Below are 15,058 nucleotides of genomic sequence, written 5' to 3'. Positions count from 1 at the left end.
ATCAGGTCATGCACCAGCTTCGCCTGCGAAGTGAGCTGGACAGCCGTACTTGCACATTGCTCGGCATGCGTACTGACCGCACTGGGTGGCGTTATCGATTTGATGCAGACCTTGAGTAATTTCCTCAATGCCAATCACCTGTTCCTGTGAAGCCAGTGAAATACTTTCAACCAGCGAGGACAGTTCTTCGGCACTGGAAACAATCTGCTTCAACGATTCGGAAGTCTTATTGGCCACATTGACGCCTACGGCAGTCTTTGCACTGGAAGACTGCACCAGTTTAGCCACCTGTTGAGCCGCGTTGGCGCTACGGATAGCGAGCGAACGGACCTCGTCGGCAACGACAGCAAAACCACGGCCTGACTCACCCGCCCGTGCGGCTTCAATCGCAGCATTCAGTGCCAGCAGGTTGGTCTGCTCGGTAATATCGTTGATGGCCTGAATGATCGAGGTGATATTGTCGCCAGACGCCTTGATTTCCTGCATCGCCGCTAGCATTTCGCTCATATCGCGTGCGCCATTAACCGCTGCCGTATGCGACGACTGTGAGATCGTTCTGGCACGAACCGCATTATCGGCATTGCTCTTGGTCTGGGAACTGATCTCCGCCATCGCCGTGCTGATTTCCTCAATTGAGGCAGCCGAACTACCAGCCCCCGCAGAGAGTTCCCGGCTCAACGCCGACATATCTTTGGCGTTTTTGTCGATGGCCCGCGCTTCGTTCTGTAGATTGCCGATCATGCGATTGAGGTTCTCGACCATTTTCTGCAACGCCTTGCCCAGTTGGTCGGACGGCGATGTCAGATTGACGCTGCAATCCAGATTCCCTTCGCTGATCTGTTCGGCCAGCCTGACCTTTTCCTGCAAGCTGTCAGCCATGCTGTTGAGAGCAAAAGCCAGCTTACCCACTTCGTCGTTGGACGTCACGGTAAGGCGCGAGTCAAAAATTCCGTATTCGATATTTTGTGCAATATCAGCAGCTTCGCTGATCGGTTTGGCAATCCTGGCCGACATCCGCCACAGGAACAGGCTGGCCAATAGGATGATGCCGAAGCACCAATGCCAACTTGCAGCATGGTGGTAAAGACCGAGCGCGTGGTGATGTCGTGGTTCAGCTCGTTTACCTGCGCCAGTACCACCTTTTTGGGAACCTGAATCAGCACGGCCCACGGCTTGCCGGTCTTGCCCAGTGGGATCGGCGCGAGTGCATTCATGGTCTGCGAAGCATCGTCCACCCGGTCTTGGCTTTACCTGCCTTGATTTCGTTGAGTAGTCCCTGTGCGTTCTGTTCGCCTACTTCCGGCGTAAACGGTTTACCGATCAGGTCCGGATTGGAGCTGTCGGCAACCACCAGACCACGATCACTGACAATCAGCAGCTTGCCCTTGCCATCGTAGAGCGACTTATTGGTTTCCTGACTGATCTTCTGCACAAAGTCGAGGTTGTAGTCGGCACCGGCAACACCGACAAATTTGCCATTGATCACGATGGGCACCGACATGGTAGCCAGGAACACGTTCTTGCCCTGCACCACATATGGCAGAGGCCCCAGTACGCTTTCCTTACCCGTCATTTTCGGGCTTAAGCATACCAGCCACCTTTGGGCACACCGTTCGGATGCAGGGCATCGGAGTCATACTCAACCAGCGGCTGCACCGCGATTGCACCGCTTTCGCTGCGGGTCCAGTAAGGAGTGAAACGACCGGTTTGTGGATTATTGCCGTTGCACTGGGCCGGTATAGCGGTTATCGGCACCGTCTATGGCATTCGGTTCCCAGCATGAGTAGGTCCCATTGAATTCAGGATTGCTAATCAGCACGTTATGCAAAATAGCATTGAGTTGGGGTCGCCCCATGGGCAAACTGCCCTTGGACAGGGCAAAGGTGTGTGCCATCGTGCGTGCCGCGTCGAGAGCCGGTCAAAGCGCGCTTGGATAGCACCGGCCTGAGCGGACGCGAGGTTGCTCAGTTTGGCTTCAGTTTCGACGCGTATCAGGTCGTTCATGCGGCCATTGATCATGTTCTGCGTCATCATCGATGAACCAACATTGATCGCCAGCAGCACGACGGAGCTAATCACCAACGCACTGCTTAAGCAGCCAAGGCAATCCGCCCCTGAACCGACTGCAAGCCAACCTTTTTGATTTTTGCCGTTATTGCACTCATTGGGTCTCCCTGTCCCTGAATAAAAGAAGACACCGCACCAGAAGCACCGGAATACACTACAAATTCAGCTAGTGTTCACCGTTATCCGATACGGTCATCTCTTTTAGTTTTTCTGGATTGCAAGTCAGCTTGCCACTCGGGACATCATCAAGCTGACTTGCAATCCGTAAAAAACAGGGCACAACCCACCCACTCCGCGAGGCTTTCTGCTACGGGTACGGGTAAGCACCATGACAAAGGCGGCACCACTATAGAGTGATAACTCTATCACGACTGGATACTAGCCGGAATAAATTTTGGACAACTCAGTTTGTGAAAATAGCACTCATGCCCCGCCCCAAAAATACAGGCACCCGACCGGGCAATTTTGGCATGTCATATTCGCCAAAATGCGCCCTTGAACATGACGCATTTCATAACCTTGTACACATTACCGCCATGCAGGTAACAACACCAGCGATCAACACCGTCAATAACCATTCGGTATCACATCTCGCCAACCACACCGGTTATCCACCTCTTTTTCGGCCAACCCATGACCGCATCGCCCTTGTGTGTGGCGTCACCGGCGCGCGTCGTAGCACCTGCTCATACGTATTGTGTCCCGGACCATCCAATTATGATAAAACCATTAACTTGATCCCCCCCCCACCACGCGAGATTGCCATGACTGCCGTAGCCCTCCCCCAACAAGCCGTTGGCCCGACCTTTTCCCCGGCCAAGATGCTGCACGCCCGTAATAAAACCGTTGAGGCCGTACAGTTGATTGCAAAGCAGATCCGGCCCGGCATGAATGAGCGGCAAGCCAAAGACTTGGCCAAGGCAACGCTGGAACAGATGGGGATGGAACGTATCTGGCATGGCATCATCGTGCGCTTCGGTCACACCACTCAAAAAACGTTCAATCAACGCATTGACCCAGACAACGTACTAGGCGAAAACGATATTTTTTTCATTGACTTGGGCGTCGTCTGGGATGGCCATGAAGGCGATGCTGGCGACACTTTTGTGGTAGGCCATGATACGCAAATGCAGGATTGCGCCATGGCCGCGCGTCAGCTTTGGCAGACAGTCAGAGACAAATGGTTGCAGGATGGGTGTGCAGGCTCAGAACTTTACCAATACGCCGCCAAACAAGCCGAAGCCATGGGCTGGCAACTGAATCTGGAGATCAAGGGACATCGGGTTTCCGATTTCCCACATGCCATTTATCAGGCAGGCAATCTGGGAGACTTTGCCGCCTGCCCAGACACCGGCTTGTGGATTCTGGAAATTCAGATTCGCCACCCGACCCTGCCTTATGGTGCTTTCTATGAAGACCTGTTGATTCGCGAGACGACGAGCGCCGAAGCATGAGCACCCCCCATACCAGACCAGTGGCTGTTTTCCTACGGCACCTTACAGCTACCACAAGTTCAGCAGGCGACCTTTGGCCGCCTGATGGAAGGCTTTGCCGACCAGTTACCCAGCTTCACGCTGACCATGCTGGAAATCACCGACCCTCAGGTCATTGCTACCAGCGGCCAAACCCATCATCCCATTATCGCTTTGACCGGCAACCCCGCTGATCAAGTGAACGGTATGGCCTTGCTCGTAAGCAAACCAGAACTGCACCAGGCCGATAGTTACGAAGTGGTCAACTATAAGCGGCAGCTTGTTACTTTGGCCTCTGGCAGGCCTGGATTTATATGGCGACTGAAAATCGGTAAGCCTAATCGCCCTCTTCTGGGCGCACTTAGACAGCCTATCGCCTAGATTTTATCCTCGCATATCCCCGTTCTACTCTTCTCACCCGGCGCGTGGTCTAGACTGGAATTGTATTGCTTAGAAACCAAAGCCAGTCGACTCGGCTTTGCAATTACAGAGCATGGATACCTTGGGAGGACATGATGAAACGCTATTTTGCTGCAATCGTATTGGCCATCTTGACGGCCTCTCTAAGCGCTTGTGTAGTCGTGCCGGAAGACGGCTATCACCGCGATGGCCGCTGGGGTGATCATCACGATGGTCGTGATGGTGGAGACCGCTGGCCACACGGACATTAAGTCACAACAACCTCTTCCATGAGCATCTTCCTCACGCCATCTGTGTAGCCAAGCCATGCATCCACGTCCGGTGAAGTGAAAGCCCATCGTTCATGATGGTTATTGTTTTTTCTCTTTTAAGCAAATAAGCCTATAAAGAATGAGGACGACAAACCCTGCATTACCATGGAAGAGAAAGGTGTCATCATGTCAAACAGCAACGAACAACTACAGCGGCTTTCTCAAGGCTATCTGGACGCCAGTCTGCACTTTGGCCAAATATCACTGAACAGCTGGGAGAGGCTGACGCGTTTCGGTTTTGCCTCTTCCAGACATCTGTTGGAACAGCAGCGCAAAACCGCCAAGGCGCTCGCAGGCATCTCTGATCCCGGTGAAGCTATGTCCCAATTCAACCAACTACTCAGTCAGTCAATTGACGAATCACTCGCCAGTTCTCGCGATCTATATAAGATCCTGTCAGGTACGCAAGGCGAACTGACTCACTTAGCAGAAGAAAACCCGGGCACGATCAATAAATCCGTGAACGAGGCAATGGAAAGCGTTGCTAAAGAAACGGAGAAAGCAAGCAAAACCGTTACCCCGAAAGCCTGATGTACCTTGTAGCGCCAAACCCGCCAAGTAGCGGTTTTTTGTTTCAGAGCGGCAAGTTGTACAGACTGACAACGAGGAAAAACAAAAGGACTTGCCGCTAACACGGCAAGTCCTTGATTTTACTTGGTGGGCCCTGCGGGGCTCGAACCCGCGACCAAAGGATTATGAGTTACTTTTCTTCATGTTTTATATAAAAAAATATAAAATAATCAATTAGTTATGATTTTAAAAATTGCACACAACAATGCACAAAATACACCATGTGCAGAAATGTTGCACAAAGGATGCATGTGCAACATTTGGATGAGGAGCCCCCAAAGGCAATGACAATCACTAACCTGCAGCAAGATGACTCACGAGTCCCAACTCGGAACACGAATCGAACATAAATCTGCTTAAGTGCTGGCTTAGTAAATCACACCAGCGCAGAGCGGAGGACTTCAGCGACATACACAGCCGACCCATAATAGGACGGCTTGCGTCATTGTTTATGCCATGATAATAATATACAAGACTATCAGGGCAAACCACTCGGAAGCGTGGGACGCAAAGCCATGTACCTTACCCCAGAAGGGCAGGTCGACAGGTTGCCAATCTACGAGCCACATGGGTTTGTCCTGTTTCACAGCCACAGGAAACAGAATGACGACCTTCTCCTACACGTACATCCCCCCAAAAGCCGTACTCTCTAACCTCGAATCCGCGCAAAGTACATACGACGCAGTAAAAGTCGCCGGGGGCTATAACCCTACGACGAATATGTTTACCCCGCTCAAGCTCGATGATAAAGACATCATTTTTCAAGGAGGTAACCGCCCTCAAGTGCCGGCTGGGCGCTCTTCGCGACCATCTCCGCCGCAATGGAAGTTAAGCATCGTTGATACAGAGATGTGGCCCACTCAACTCTTCGCAGACTATGAGTCCTTCAAGACCTTCGTCTCTGTTCTGGATGACTACGAAGTCTGCTACAAACTCATTGACCCCGGTGGAACGCACTACGTACGCTAGCTGGCGGCGAGGACGAAGAAGAAGGCTTCTGCACAGCAGCGGACCTTGCCGAACGATTCATTGAGGCTTTAGGCGAACTTCCGGAGCAGTGGGACACCGACTAACCAGCCCGGGTCGGCCGCCATGTTACTTTGACGGCCGTCCCGCTTTGCCAGCTCTCTCGCACCAGCATTCTAGCGACAGCTTCCGAGGCCATCGTGGGCGCTGTTCTTGCACGCCGCGAAATTGCATCAAACTGGCCCTGCATGAGGTCCGAAGAGGTTTCAAAGTAGTAAGACCGATGGACTGCAGTCGGGCAGTCTAGTTCGTAGCTACAATCTTTGGCCTATTTGATATTTAGCGTCTACAGGGAGAGCCAATGGCAACCTTGAGCATCGCCAACCGAGACATGTTGTATTCGCTATCGTGGTACATGTCCGCAAGAAAGACTGCGCTGCGTTCCGCACTCTCTTTCCGCACACCGCTCTCCGTCACTGACCAGACGGACATGAGGGTCCATTACTCTGGCTACTTTTTAAATCTTCTTGCAGCGACCGAACTGTTCCGCGAAACGACTACGCTGCAGCCAAATAACTTTGAAGAGCAGTTGTATTCGCGCTTTGTTTTTGATGGATTCCAAGACGGAGAAGCGAACTACTCCTATATTCGTGAGCTGCGCAATGCGGTTGTTCATCGCGGGTTGGACGTCACGTCTGCTGCTCATTTTGATGGCAACTTTCCAATGATTCTTGCGGAACCGGAAGTTAAAAATCGGAATGGAAAAATTACATTCGTTGCCTTTGACAAATACTTACTGCATGTCATCGAAAAGTGTGAATCGGTCGTTGGTTCTGTGATGCTTGATTGTTTGAACGGAGCAGGAATCTTTGAAGCCACCGTGGCGGCAGAAGCTGCCGTTACTGAATACTATGAGGCCGTTAAAAATTCCGACGCCATTCTTGAGGACATCAAGAGGATGGCCTTGGCAATGGAATTCAAGCCCGAGTGGGTAGAAGCCGCCCACAGCGATGCAATGACGAAGCTGCGTGAAGCGTTGGCACCGTGTAATGCCATTAAGCCATCGGCGTCTTAGAACTGTCGCATACTCAAAAGGCGGATTTTAGAGGTCAGCGTAATCTCAACCTAGTCCTGAGCAGAATGTCAGCTTTCGAGCTGCCCAATTTGAAACTGGGGTATCGCAAATGGGTCGCCTGCAGCCATCAGCGGCAGGCTGTTTTCGGCCTGTGGCTGTCGCTTGACCGTTTGCCGGAAAGTGGTCACTCGAACGTACGGCCATGTACAGATAGCTCCATGTGAGGTTGTTTAAATGCAAGCCATACGCATCATCCTACAAATAGTGATTGTTCTTGCGGGTGGTGTGGCACTCACAGTGTTGCTCCATGCTCATGAGTTTGTCAGCTCTTTCGCTTTCGCTGGCTTTATAGCATTCTTGCTGGCTCTTACTTTTTTCTCAAAGAGAAAACTGAAAGCGGCATATCCCCCGGTCGCAAGATAAATTACAAACCGATGGGAATCTCCTTGCTTTTGTTAGGGGCGTTTGGAATTTTCCTCGGGTTAAGCTATTTTTTCGGCTTACGGACACTATCTAATGATGCTGGCCGCTGCAGTGCTATTTGCAGCCTCATCCTGTTAGCTTCTCAGATATGTGGTGAATCCGTTGGTCGTCTGGTCGCTGGTTTTTTATGGACCTCTGCGGGGCTATTTTTATGTCATATCGGGTACAAGGTAAAAAACACATAAAAAGCAAGCGACCCCTTCGCTCGAATTCGCCCTCTTCGAGGGCCGGAGCGCGCCTAGCTGGAGGCGCTTGCGAGTTAATAGCTCGTAGGTTCACCACCTCACAAGTCCTTCAAGCTGCCCGCTAAAGCAGGCGGCTGATTTCAAACGTTAGCGTCCGCCTTTCCGTGTGGGCAAACACTGCTTTGGGTCGTTTCCTGCCTCTGACTAGTAGTCAGCTCTCGGCCATGAGCAGAACTTCAAAAACTGTCCATTGCTGCCATTCGCCATAATCTTCTTTCCTTCGGCATACCGATTTTTCGTCGGTCCGTACTATCATGGCATATGCGGACAGTCTGCCAGCATCGCCCCTAAATGAACCAAGCAGTTACTTGGAATTGCCATCTTTTACGATTATCAATATGCAGATTAGTAGTTCCATTAAATATCTGTTGGACCACATAGGAACCCTACTACATATGAGCGAAAAGCCTGAACAGAAGATGCCGCTGTGGGGATTGCCAGCGCTTTCATGGCTGGTGTCCTTCTACTTCTTGCTTGGCTTTGCCGCCAATGTTGGCTTTCCGCCAGATCGGAGGCTGCTCGTTGGAGACACCCTCTATGTGCTGCTCTGGCTGTTCTTTCTGTTTCTGCCATTCTTTACGAAAATCAAAATAGGCACTTTCTTAGAGCTTGAGCGGGAGGTGGAGAAAGCGAAGGAAGAGCTTCGGGAGTTCAAGGCCGAAGTCCGCAACAGTATGTCTGTCTTATCTACCAACGTGAACACTATTGGTGGAATGACGAATCAAGTCACGGTAAACATTCTCGGTCTGGCCGAGCTCCGAAAAGCCCGACAGATAGTCGAAGCGCAAGCACCAATAGACACGAAGCAAACAGCTCAGCAGGTTGAAGAGCGAATTCTTCTCCAGAGTGAAGACCCTACGCTCGCCTTGGCTAGGACACGAATAGACATTGAACGTCTGCTGAGAAATATTCTCGGCAAATGCACGACACCCACTGCGGGTAAGGAAGATGCCGTTAAGTTTCTTGGTATAAACCAACTCTTTGATCTCTTCATCTCGCAAAACAAGCAGTCTGCATACTTAAAGAAGGCCTTTCGGTATGTAACGCAAATTTGCAATGCCGCCATTCATGCCCAGCGTGTCTCAGATGAGCAGGCCCGGGAAGCGTTAGCCCTTGGCGCTCAGATTATTGCCGTGCTAAGAGAGGTTGCTGGGGACGTGGAATGAAATGTGGCCCAACTCATCATTCGAGGGAGCCTGCGCGACAAGCCCGGCAGGCTCCTAAATTCAAACGTAAGCGGCACAGCAATGGCTAGCGGAACTCTTTCGCACTTCGAGAACGCATTCTCAAGCGTTGGCTGGTTCCTTCCGCCCTATGCCGCGATGGGATTCCTTAGCTCCATGGCGGCGGAAATTCTTCGCAAGGGGAATGGGTTTAGCCAAGGCGATCTTGAACAGTGGCTAGCACATTTATATGGGGCGAATGGCCTAGCAGCTATGGTATGTAGTCGCTACCCAATTACTCCGGTAATTGCCGAGTACAAAGAAACAATTGCCGAATCAATTGAGGCTCATTTCCTTGGTCTTCATCATGTCGCAGTCGCAGGTCTGGTTCCCGTAATCGAAGGCGCCGGGCGAGAACTCTTGGCCAGTCGCGGCTTATCCAGCAAGAGCGTTCGCGGAGTGTTTTCGGCACTAGCGGCGGATTGTAAACGCGAGTCGATAGAGAAGAACATTGGAGTAACGGGCGAAATCGTTTCCATGATGGATTCGTTTGCATCTTTCACGAACAACGTGTTGTATGTGGACTCAGAAAAGTATCCGTTTATCGATGGGACGAATCGCCATGGCATTACGCATGGCTCCTTCAAAGACAGCGACTACGGTAGCCCCATCAACTTCTACAAGACGATAGGGGCCGTCGATTTCTTGGCCTTTGTGTCTGCGTTTCGCGCCGCGATCTCCTGGTTTGCGCCCGAAGCGACTTCGGAGTCGGAGAGATTAGCCAGCTACTACCGCGAGCTGCAAGGCATTCGATCGAAAGGTAGTGCAAGTGCCGCCTAACCCTGCGGTCAGTCAATACGGACTTTGCGCGAAAAACCGCGCAAGGCCGGTTACCTCCACGTTCCTGAACGCCTGCTTTCCAAATACGACAACGGCAGCAATGGGTCGATTTCCGCCATTCATGGTCAGGTGTGCAAGTAGCAGCACCTGAGTTGTGCCGTGGGCTTACCATTAGATGCGCAAATCCATGAATCACGTACGCCCGTGGCTCTGTTCAGGTCACGTGTTGGAAGTGTCCAAATGGGACACGTGGTAGTCGACTATCGCCTGCTCGCGGCGTGCAGGTTATAGAGGGTGGAACGTGACACGCCGAAGTGGCGCGCAATCTCTGCTACCGACATTTCCCTGTTTTTCATCATGGCCAAGGCAACGCGCTGCTGTTTGCTGTCCAGTCGCGGCGGACGGCCACCCTTGCGACCACGGGCCCTGGCTGCCTCGAGGCCTGCGAGGGTCCGCTCTCTAACGAGTTCTCGTTCGAATTCTGCCAGTGCCGCGAACAGGTGAAACACGAGCTTGCCTGCCGGACCACCAGTATCAACCGATTCCTTCAACGACTTGAACTTGACGCCTCGGGCCTCCGGGTCATTGACGATGTGGATAAGGTCTTGCAAGTTCCGTCCCAGTCGGTCAAGTCGCCACACTACCAGTGTGTCGCCCTTCCTCAATGCCCAGAGGCAATGGACCAGCTCAGGCCGGTCGGCCGTCTTGCCACTTGCTTTGTCTGCGTAGATGCAAGTGACTCCAGCGTCTTGCAGAGCATCCTGTTGCAGGTCGAGTGTCTGTTCAAAAGTGCTGACCCGCGCGTATCCAATAACTGCCATTCCATCCCCTTTTCCGGATGCTGATTGTTGGAGCGGATGTTGAACATCCAAAGGGGTATAGCGCAGCGTGGCGATGATGAAGTGGCGCGCGTCCAGAAATCCATCGTTTTCTGGACGTGACCCACCCCGGCCTGAACGCCAGTGCTTAAGCTCATTTTCATGCCTTTTGCATGTTAGTCGTTATACCGGTGCGAACAGGCGCAGGCCAGCCATCAAGATTTGATGAGCGGCGGGCATCTGGATGGCCGGGGTATGCGTCAGCAGAGGCATGGCACTTTGTCCTGCACAGCGGGGCAACAGAGGTAACGCGGTAGCAAACCGGCGTATCAAACTCGCTGCGGGACCTTGGCTTATGACACTTTGCACCGTTAAGCCTGCCGCCGTAGAATCGACCGCAATCTATTCAAATTTCATGAACACCCACATCCGAATAGGCTGACGCAATGTTTCGCTCAGCTTTTCGCCAAATAAAGCCATGAACCACCAAACCTTATCTTCCTTCATCTGGTCCGTCGCCGACTTGCTGCGTGGCGATTACAAACAATCCGAGTACGGCAAGGTCATTCTGCCCTTCACGGTCCTGCGCCGTCTGGACTGTGTACTGGCCACGACAAAGGCGGACGTGCTGGCGGAAAACGACGCCAAGACCAAGTTGGGGCTGAATCCGGACCCGTTCCTGCTGCGTAAGGCGGGCCAGAGCTTCTACAACACCTCGCCGCTGGATTTGGCCAAGCTGCTGGGCGACCAGGACAACATCCGTCAGAACCTGTACAGCTACATTCAGGGCTTCTCTTAGGCGGCGCGCGACATCTTCGAGCGCTTCGACTTCTACACCAGGTCGAACGGCTGGCCAAGAAGCCTGCTCTATCTGGTCACCGAGAAGTTTGCCAATATCGACCTGCACCCGGACTCCGTGGATAACGCCCAGATGGGCTTGGTGTTCGAGGAGCTGATTCGCAAGTTTGCGGAAATCTCCAACGAAACCGCCGGGGAGCACTTTACCCCGCGCGAGGTCATTCGCCTGATGGTGAATCTGATGTTCATCGAGGACGATGACGTGCTCACCCCGGCAATGCGGTGGTGCGTACCATCTATGACCCGACAGCGGGCACGGGCGGCATGTTGTCGGTGGTAAGCGAATACCTGCTGGAGCACAACCCGGCCGCCCGCCTGACCATGTTTGGCCAAGAGCTGAATGACGAGTCCTACGCCATCTGCAAGGCGGACATGCTCATCAAGGGTCAGGACGTGGGCAATATTGTGGTGGGCAACACCCTATCGGATGATGGCCATAGCAGCCGCAAGTTCGACTACATGCTGTCCAACCCACCGTTTGGCGTGGAGTGGAAGAAGGTCGAGAAGGAGGTGCGCAAGGAGCACACCGAAAAGGGCTTCGATGGCCGCTTCGGCCCTGGCCTGCCACGCGTATCTGATGGTTCCATGCTGTTTCTGCTGCACCTGATATCCAAGATGCGCCCGGCCGTCGATGGCGGCAGCCGCTTCGGCATCGTCTTGAATGGTTCACCGCTGTTTACCGGTGGCGCTGGCTCGGGTGAGAGCGAAATCCGCCGCTACGTGCTGGAGAACGACCTGGTGGAAGCCATCATCGGCCTGCCGACCGATATGTTCTACAACACTGGCATCTCCACCTACGTGTGGATCCTCTCCAACAAGAAGCAGGACGACCGCAAAGGCTGGGTACAGCTCATCGACGCCAGCAGCTTCTGGCAGAAGATGCGCAAGAGCCCGGGCAGCAAGCGCAAGGAACTGAGCGACGACCACATCGCCACCATCACCCGTTTGTTTGGTGAGTTTGCCGAAGCTGACCAGGCCACCGTGCTGGACAAACAAGGCAATGAACTGGATAGCCAGCTGCTACTGAGTGGTGAACACGCCCCTGCCGCCCCCGAGGGTGGCAAGGTCAAAGTCGTCCCCATTTCGCGCGTGTTCCGCAACGAGGAATTCGGCTACACCACCATCACCGTCGAACGCCCGCTGCGCGACGAGGCTTAAGCAATGTGGTGCTGGGCCAGAAGGGCAAGCAGAAAGGCAAACCGCAGGCGGACAGCAGCCTGCGCGACACCGAAAATGTACCACTGACCGAAGACGTGCAAGCCTACTTCGAGCGCGAGGTGCTACCCCATGCACCGGATGCCTGGATAGACCACGACAAGACCAAGGTGGGCTACGAAATCCCGTTCAACCGCCATTTCTACGTGTTCGAGCCGCCGCGTAGCCTGCAAGAAATCGACGAAGACCTGAAAGCCGTTTCGGCCAACATCATGGCCATGCTCGGGGAGTTGGCCGAATGAGCTTGCCACATTATCCGGAGTACAAAGACAGCGGCGTACCATGGCTAGGTGAGGTGCCGGAACATTGGGTAGTCACTCCTATTAAGCATCTAGGAAAACTGAAAGGTGGCTCGGGCTTTCCACATGCTGAACAAGGTTTTGATTCTGAAGAGCTTTCTTTTCACAAGGTGAACGCGCTGGGTCAAGCAGGTGACAATGGAATTTTGCTTCGAGGTGAGAACACAATTTCATATAATACAGCTGAACGTCTCGGCGCATTTGTTTTCCCTGCGGGCACCTCGGTTTTCGCCAAAGTTGGTGCGGCCTTACTTTTAGGGAGAATCAGAAAGCTTGGTCAGGCCGCATGTATCGATAACAATATGATGGGTTTTGTAGTTGAAGAAATATCTAGTCATATTGATTTTGTCCGATATGCACTTAATCTTGTGCGATTTGATTTGATTGCGAACCCCGGCGCTGTCCCCTCACTAAATGAAGCTCAAATTGGCGACTTCTACCTAGCGGTGCCCGATAAAAATGAACAAACAGCCATCGCCTCTTTCCTCGACCGCGAAACCGGCAAGATTGACGCCCTGATTGCCGAGCAGGAAAAACTCCTCACCCTGTTGGCCGAAAAGCGCCAGGCCACCATCTCGCACGCCGTGACCAAGGGCTTGAATCCGGATGTGCCTATGAAGGACTCTGGGGTGGAGTGGTTGGGAGAGGTACCAAAGCATTGGGTGGTAAAACGCCTCAAGACCATCTCCCCTTTCATCACAGTTGGCATTGTGGTAAATCCAAGTGAGTATGTATCGGATGATGGTTTGCCATTTATCTACGGGGGAGATATTTCTGAAGGGAAAATCTCAACAGAAACCTCAAGGAGGATTAGTCCCGAAGATAGCGACAGGCAAACCAAAACTAAGCTTGAGGCTGGCGACTTGCTCACTGTCCGAGTCGGCGCCCCCGGCATTACTGCAGTAGTTCCAGAAAGTTGCGCCGGGGGTAACTGCGCCTCAGTCATGCTCACGCGAAGAGGCAACTTCAATTCGGTATGGCTAAGTTATGCCATGAATAGCCGGATGGTAAGGTACCAAGTTGAAGTCGTTCAGTATGGTGCCGCACAAGAACAATTCAATATTAGCCATGCTATTAATTTTTGGATTGCAACTCCTCCCAACGAAGAACAATTCGCCATCGCCGCCTTTCTTGACCATGAAGTCGCTAAGCTCGACGCGCTGACTGCCGAAGCCACCCGCGCCATCGAGCTTCTAAAAGAACGCCGCAGCGCCCTGATTTCCGCCGCCGTCACCGGTAAAATCGACGTCCGCAACCTTGTTGCTGAAGAGGTCGCCGCATGAGCAATCTGCATCAGGAACACCACTTCGAAACCGCCATTTGCGAAGCGTTGGCTGCGCAAGGCTGGTTATACGCCGAAGGCGACGCGACTCACTACGACCGGCAAAACGCCCTCTTCCTGCCTGACCTGTTGGCCTGGATTGAGGAAACCCGGGCTGACAGTTATCAGCGACTGGCCAAGACCCATGGGCCGCAGTTGGCGGTAAGGTTGGCCGAACGGGTGCGCAAGAACCTGAACGAGCGTGGCGCGCTGGATGTGCTGCGCCGTGGCGTGGAGATGTTGGGGCTGACCAAGCCGCTGGAGCTGGTGCAGTTCAAACCGGCGCTGGCCCTCAACCCGGCCATTCAAGAACGCTACGCCGCCAACCGGCTGCGGGTGGTGCGCCAGGTGCATCACTCCTTGAACGATGCAAAGGAAGCCATTGACCTGGTGCTGTTCGTCAACGGCATCCCTACCGCCACGGTGGAGCTGAAGTCTGACTTTACCCAAAGCGTCCAGGATGCGGTGGACCAGTATCGCTTCGACCGCAATCCCGCCCCCAAGGGCGGGCTGGTGGAGCCGCTGTTGAGCTTCCAAGGTGGGGCGCTGGTGCATTTCGCCGTCAGCCAGACGGAAGTGATGATGACCACCCGATTGGATGGCACCGCGACCCGCTTCCTGCCCTTCAACCAAGGTAATGAGGGGGCCGCAGGCAATCCGCCCAATCCGCACGGCTATGCGACGTCTTATCTGTGGGAGGAAGTCTGGGCACGCGATAGCTGGCTCGACATCCTCGGGCCGCTACCTGATTGGCAAGCGCAACGACAAGAAGCAGCTGGCCAACGTGATTTTCCCGCGCTATCACCAGCTGGACGCCACCCGCAAGCTGGTGGCCGATGTCTTGGCCAACGGCCCCGGCCAGCGCTATCTGATTCAGCACTCGGCTAAGCTCGGGCAAGACTAATTCGATTGCCCGGACCGCGCACTTCCCTGGC

20 protein-coding genes and 1 riboswitch are annotated in these 15,058 nt (G+C 53.4%); of the genes, 14 read left to right on the top strand and 6 right to left on the bottom strand.

From position 1 onward, the window contains the following. Positions 1–6: 6 nt before the first annotated feature. The 5 genes from GKE73_RS23565 to GKE73_RS13130 are packed head-to-tail and all read right to left on the bottom strand — an operon-like array spanning position 7 to position 2,079. The gene (locus tag GKE73_RS23565) at positions 7–1,014 is read right to left on the bottom strand and encodes a methyl-accepting chemotaxis protein (RefSeq protein WP_280954926.1); all 1,008 of its coding nucleotides are present in this window, start codon (positions 1,012–1,014) and stop codon (positions 7–9) included. Next, entirely contained in the window at positions 924–1,214 is a 291-nt protein-coding gene (locus GKE73_RS23560; protein WP_280954925.1) for a hypothetical protein, read from the bottom strand. The genes GKE73_RS23565 and GKE73_RS23560 overlap by 91 nt, the downstream gene beginning before the upstream one ends. After that, a complete protein-coding gene (locus GKE73_RS13140; RefSeq protein ID WP_230370355.1) occupies positions 1,211–1,573 on the bottom strand; it encodes a PDC sensor domain-containing protein in 363 nt (120 codons plus the stop codon). Before GKE73_RS13140 ends, GKE73_RS23560 begins: the two co-directional genes overlap by 4 nt. A gap of 8 nt (positions 1,574–1,581) precedes the next feature. Continuing rightward, positions 1,582–1,755 carry a hypothetical protein gene (locus tag GKE73_RS13135; protein ID WP_230370354.1) on the bottom strand — a complete coding sequence of 58 codons (174 nt, stop codon included), beginning with the start codon at positions 1,753–1,755 and terminating at the stop codon, positions 1,582–1,584. A gap of 57 nt (positions 1,756–1,812) precedes the next feature. Beyond that, positions 1,813–2,079 carry a hypothetical protein gene (locus GKE73_RS13130; protein WP_230370353.1) on the bottom strand — a complete coding sequence of 89 codons (267 nt, stop codon included), beginning with the start codon at positions 2,077–2,079 and terminating at the stop codon, positions 1,813–1,815. A 752-nt stretch (positions 2,080–2,831) separates the two neighbouring features. Between GKE73_RS13130 and GKE73_RS13125 the strand changes: the two genes are divergently transcribed. The 8 genes from GKE73_RS13125 (at position 2,832) to GKE73_RS13090 (ending at position 9,612) form a co-directional block, all read left to right on the top strand. Then, positions 2,832–3,521: a M24 family metallopeptidase gene (locus GKE73_RS13125; protein WP_230370352.1), complete on the top strand. Its 690-nt coding sequence runs from the start codon at positions 2,832–2,834 to the stop codon at positions 3,519–3,521. Between the two features lie 9 nt (positions 3,522–3,530). Then, positions 3,531–3,920 carry a gamma-glutamylcyclotransferase family protein gene (locus GKE73_RS13120; protein ID WP_312854572.1) on the top strand — a complete coding sequence of 130 codons (390 nt, stop codon included), beginning with the start codon at positions 3,531–3,533 and terminating at the stop codon, positions 3,918–3,920. A gap of 134 nt (positions 3,921–4,054) precedes the next feature. Continuing rightward, on the top strand, positions 4,055–4,210 hold the full coding sequence (locus tag GKE73_RS13115) for a lipoprotein (protein WP_230370350.1): 156 nt from the start codon (positions 4,055–4,057) through the stop codon (positions 4,208–4,210). Positions 4,211–4,375: 165 nt separating this feature from the next. Then, entirely contained in the window at positions 4,376–4,801 is a 426-nt protein-coding gene (locus tag GKE73_RS13110; RefSeq protein WP_230370349.1) for a phasin family protein, read from the top strand. Between the two features lie 511 nt (positions 4,802–5,312). Then, positions 5,313–5,396: riboswitch (cyclic di-GMP riboswitch) on the top strand. 47 nt (positions 5,397–5,443) lie between these two features. Next, complete coding sequence (locus tag GKE73_RS13105; RefSeq protein ID WP_230370348.1) at positions 5,444–5,809, top strand: hypothetical protein; 366 nt, start codon at positions 5,444–5,446, stop codon at positions 5,807–5,809. A gap of 358 nt (positions 5,810–6,167) precedes the next feature. Then, entirely contained in the window at positions 6,168–6,881 is a 714-nt protein-coding gene (locus GKE73_RS13100; RefSeq protein WP_230370347.1) for a hypothetical protein, read from the top strand. 982 nt (positions 6,882–7,863) lie between these two features. After that, positions 7,864–8,775, top strand: coding sequence for a hypothetical protein (locus tag GKE73_RS13095; RefSeq protein WP_230370346.1), 912 nt, complete (start codon positions 7,864–7,866; stop codon positions 8,773–8,775). A gap of 3 nt (positions 8,776–8,778) precedes the next feature. Continuing rightward, the gene (locus GKE73_RS13090) at positions 8,779–9,612 is read left to right on the top strand and encodes a hypothetical protein (RefSeq protein ID WP_230370345.1); all 834 of its coding nucleotides are present in this window, start codon (positions 8,779–8,781) and stop codon (positions 9,610–9,612) included. A 260-nt stretch (positions 9,613–9,872) separates the two neighbouring features. Here GKE73_RS13090 and GKE73_RS13085 read toward each other — a convergent pair whose 3' ends face one another. Next, positions 9,873–10,433 (bottom strand): recombinase family protein, encoded by a 561-nt coding sequence (locus GKE73_RS13085; protein ID WP_230370344.1) that lies wholly within the window; start codon positions 10,431–10,433, stop codon positions 9,873–9,875. A 475-nt stretch (positions 10,434–10,908) separates the two neighbouring features. On the opposite strand from GKE73_RS13085, the gene GKE73_RS13080 reads away from it, so the two are divergent. From GKE73_RS13080 to GKE73_RS13055, 6 genes are all read left to right on the top strand, one after another. Then, on the top strand, positions 10,909–11,229 hold the full coding sequence (locus GKE73_RS13080; protein ID WP_230370343.1) for a type I restriction-modification system subunit M N-terminal domain-containing protein: 321 nt from the start codon (positions 10,909–10,911) through the stop codon (positions 11,227–11,229). Positions 11,230–11,346: 117 nt separating this feature from the next. Next, positions 11,347–11,568, top strand: coding sequence for an N-6 DNA methylase (locus tag GKE73_RS13075; RefSeq protein ID WP_230370342.1), 222 nt, complete (start codon positions 11,347–11,349; stop codon positions 11,566–11,568). Continuing rightward, entirely contained in the window at positions 11,514–12,446 is a 933-nt protein-coding gene (locus GKE73_RS13070) for an HsdM family class I SAM-dependent methyltransferase (protein ID WP_230370341.1), read from the top strand. Before GKE73_RS13075 ends, GKE73_RS13070 begins: the two co-directional genes overlap by 55 nt. Positions 12,447–12,454: 8 nt before the next feature. Then, positions 12,455–12,745: a hypothetical protein gene (locus tag GKE73_RS13065; RefSeq protein ID WP_230370340.1), complete on the top strand. Its 291-nt coding sequence runs from the start codon at positions 12,455–12,457 to the stop codon at positions 12,743–12,745. Continuing rightward, positions 12,742–14,085: a restriction endonuclease subunit S domain-containing protein gene (locus GKE73_RS13060; RefSeq protein WP_230370339.1), complete on the top strand. Its 1,344-nt coding sequence runs from the start codon at positions 12,742–12,744 to the stop codon at positions 14,083–14,085. The genes GKE73_RS13065 and GKE73_RS13060 overlap by 4 nt, the downstream gene beginning before the upstream one ends. Further along, complete coding sequence (locus GKE73_RS13055) at positions 14,082–15,011, top strand: type I restriction endonuclease (protein ID WP_230370338.1); 930 nt, start codon at positions 14,082–14,084, stop codon at positions 15,009–15,011. The genes GKE73_RS13060 and GKE73_RS13055 overlap by 4 nt, the downstream gene beginning before the upstream one ends. Positions 15,012–15,058: the final 47 nt, after the last annotated feature.

It is taken from the genome of Paludibacterium denitrificans (genome assembly GCF_009707705.1).
Classification (GTDB): domain Bacteria; phylum Pseudomonadota; class Gammaproteobacteria; order Burkholderiales; family Chromobacteriaceae; genus Paludibacterium_A; species Paludibacterium_A denitrificans.
This window is presented reverse-complemented; position numbering and strand designations above follow the sequence as displayed.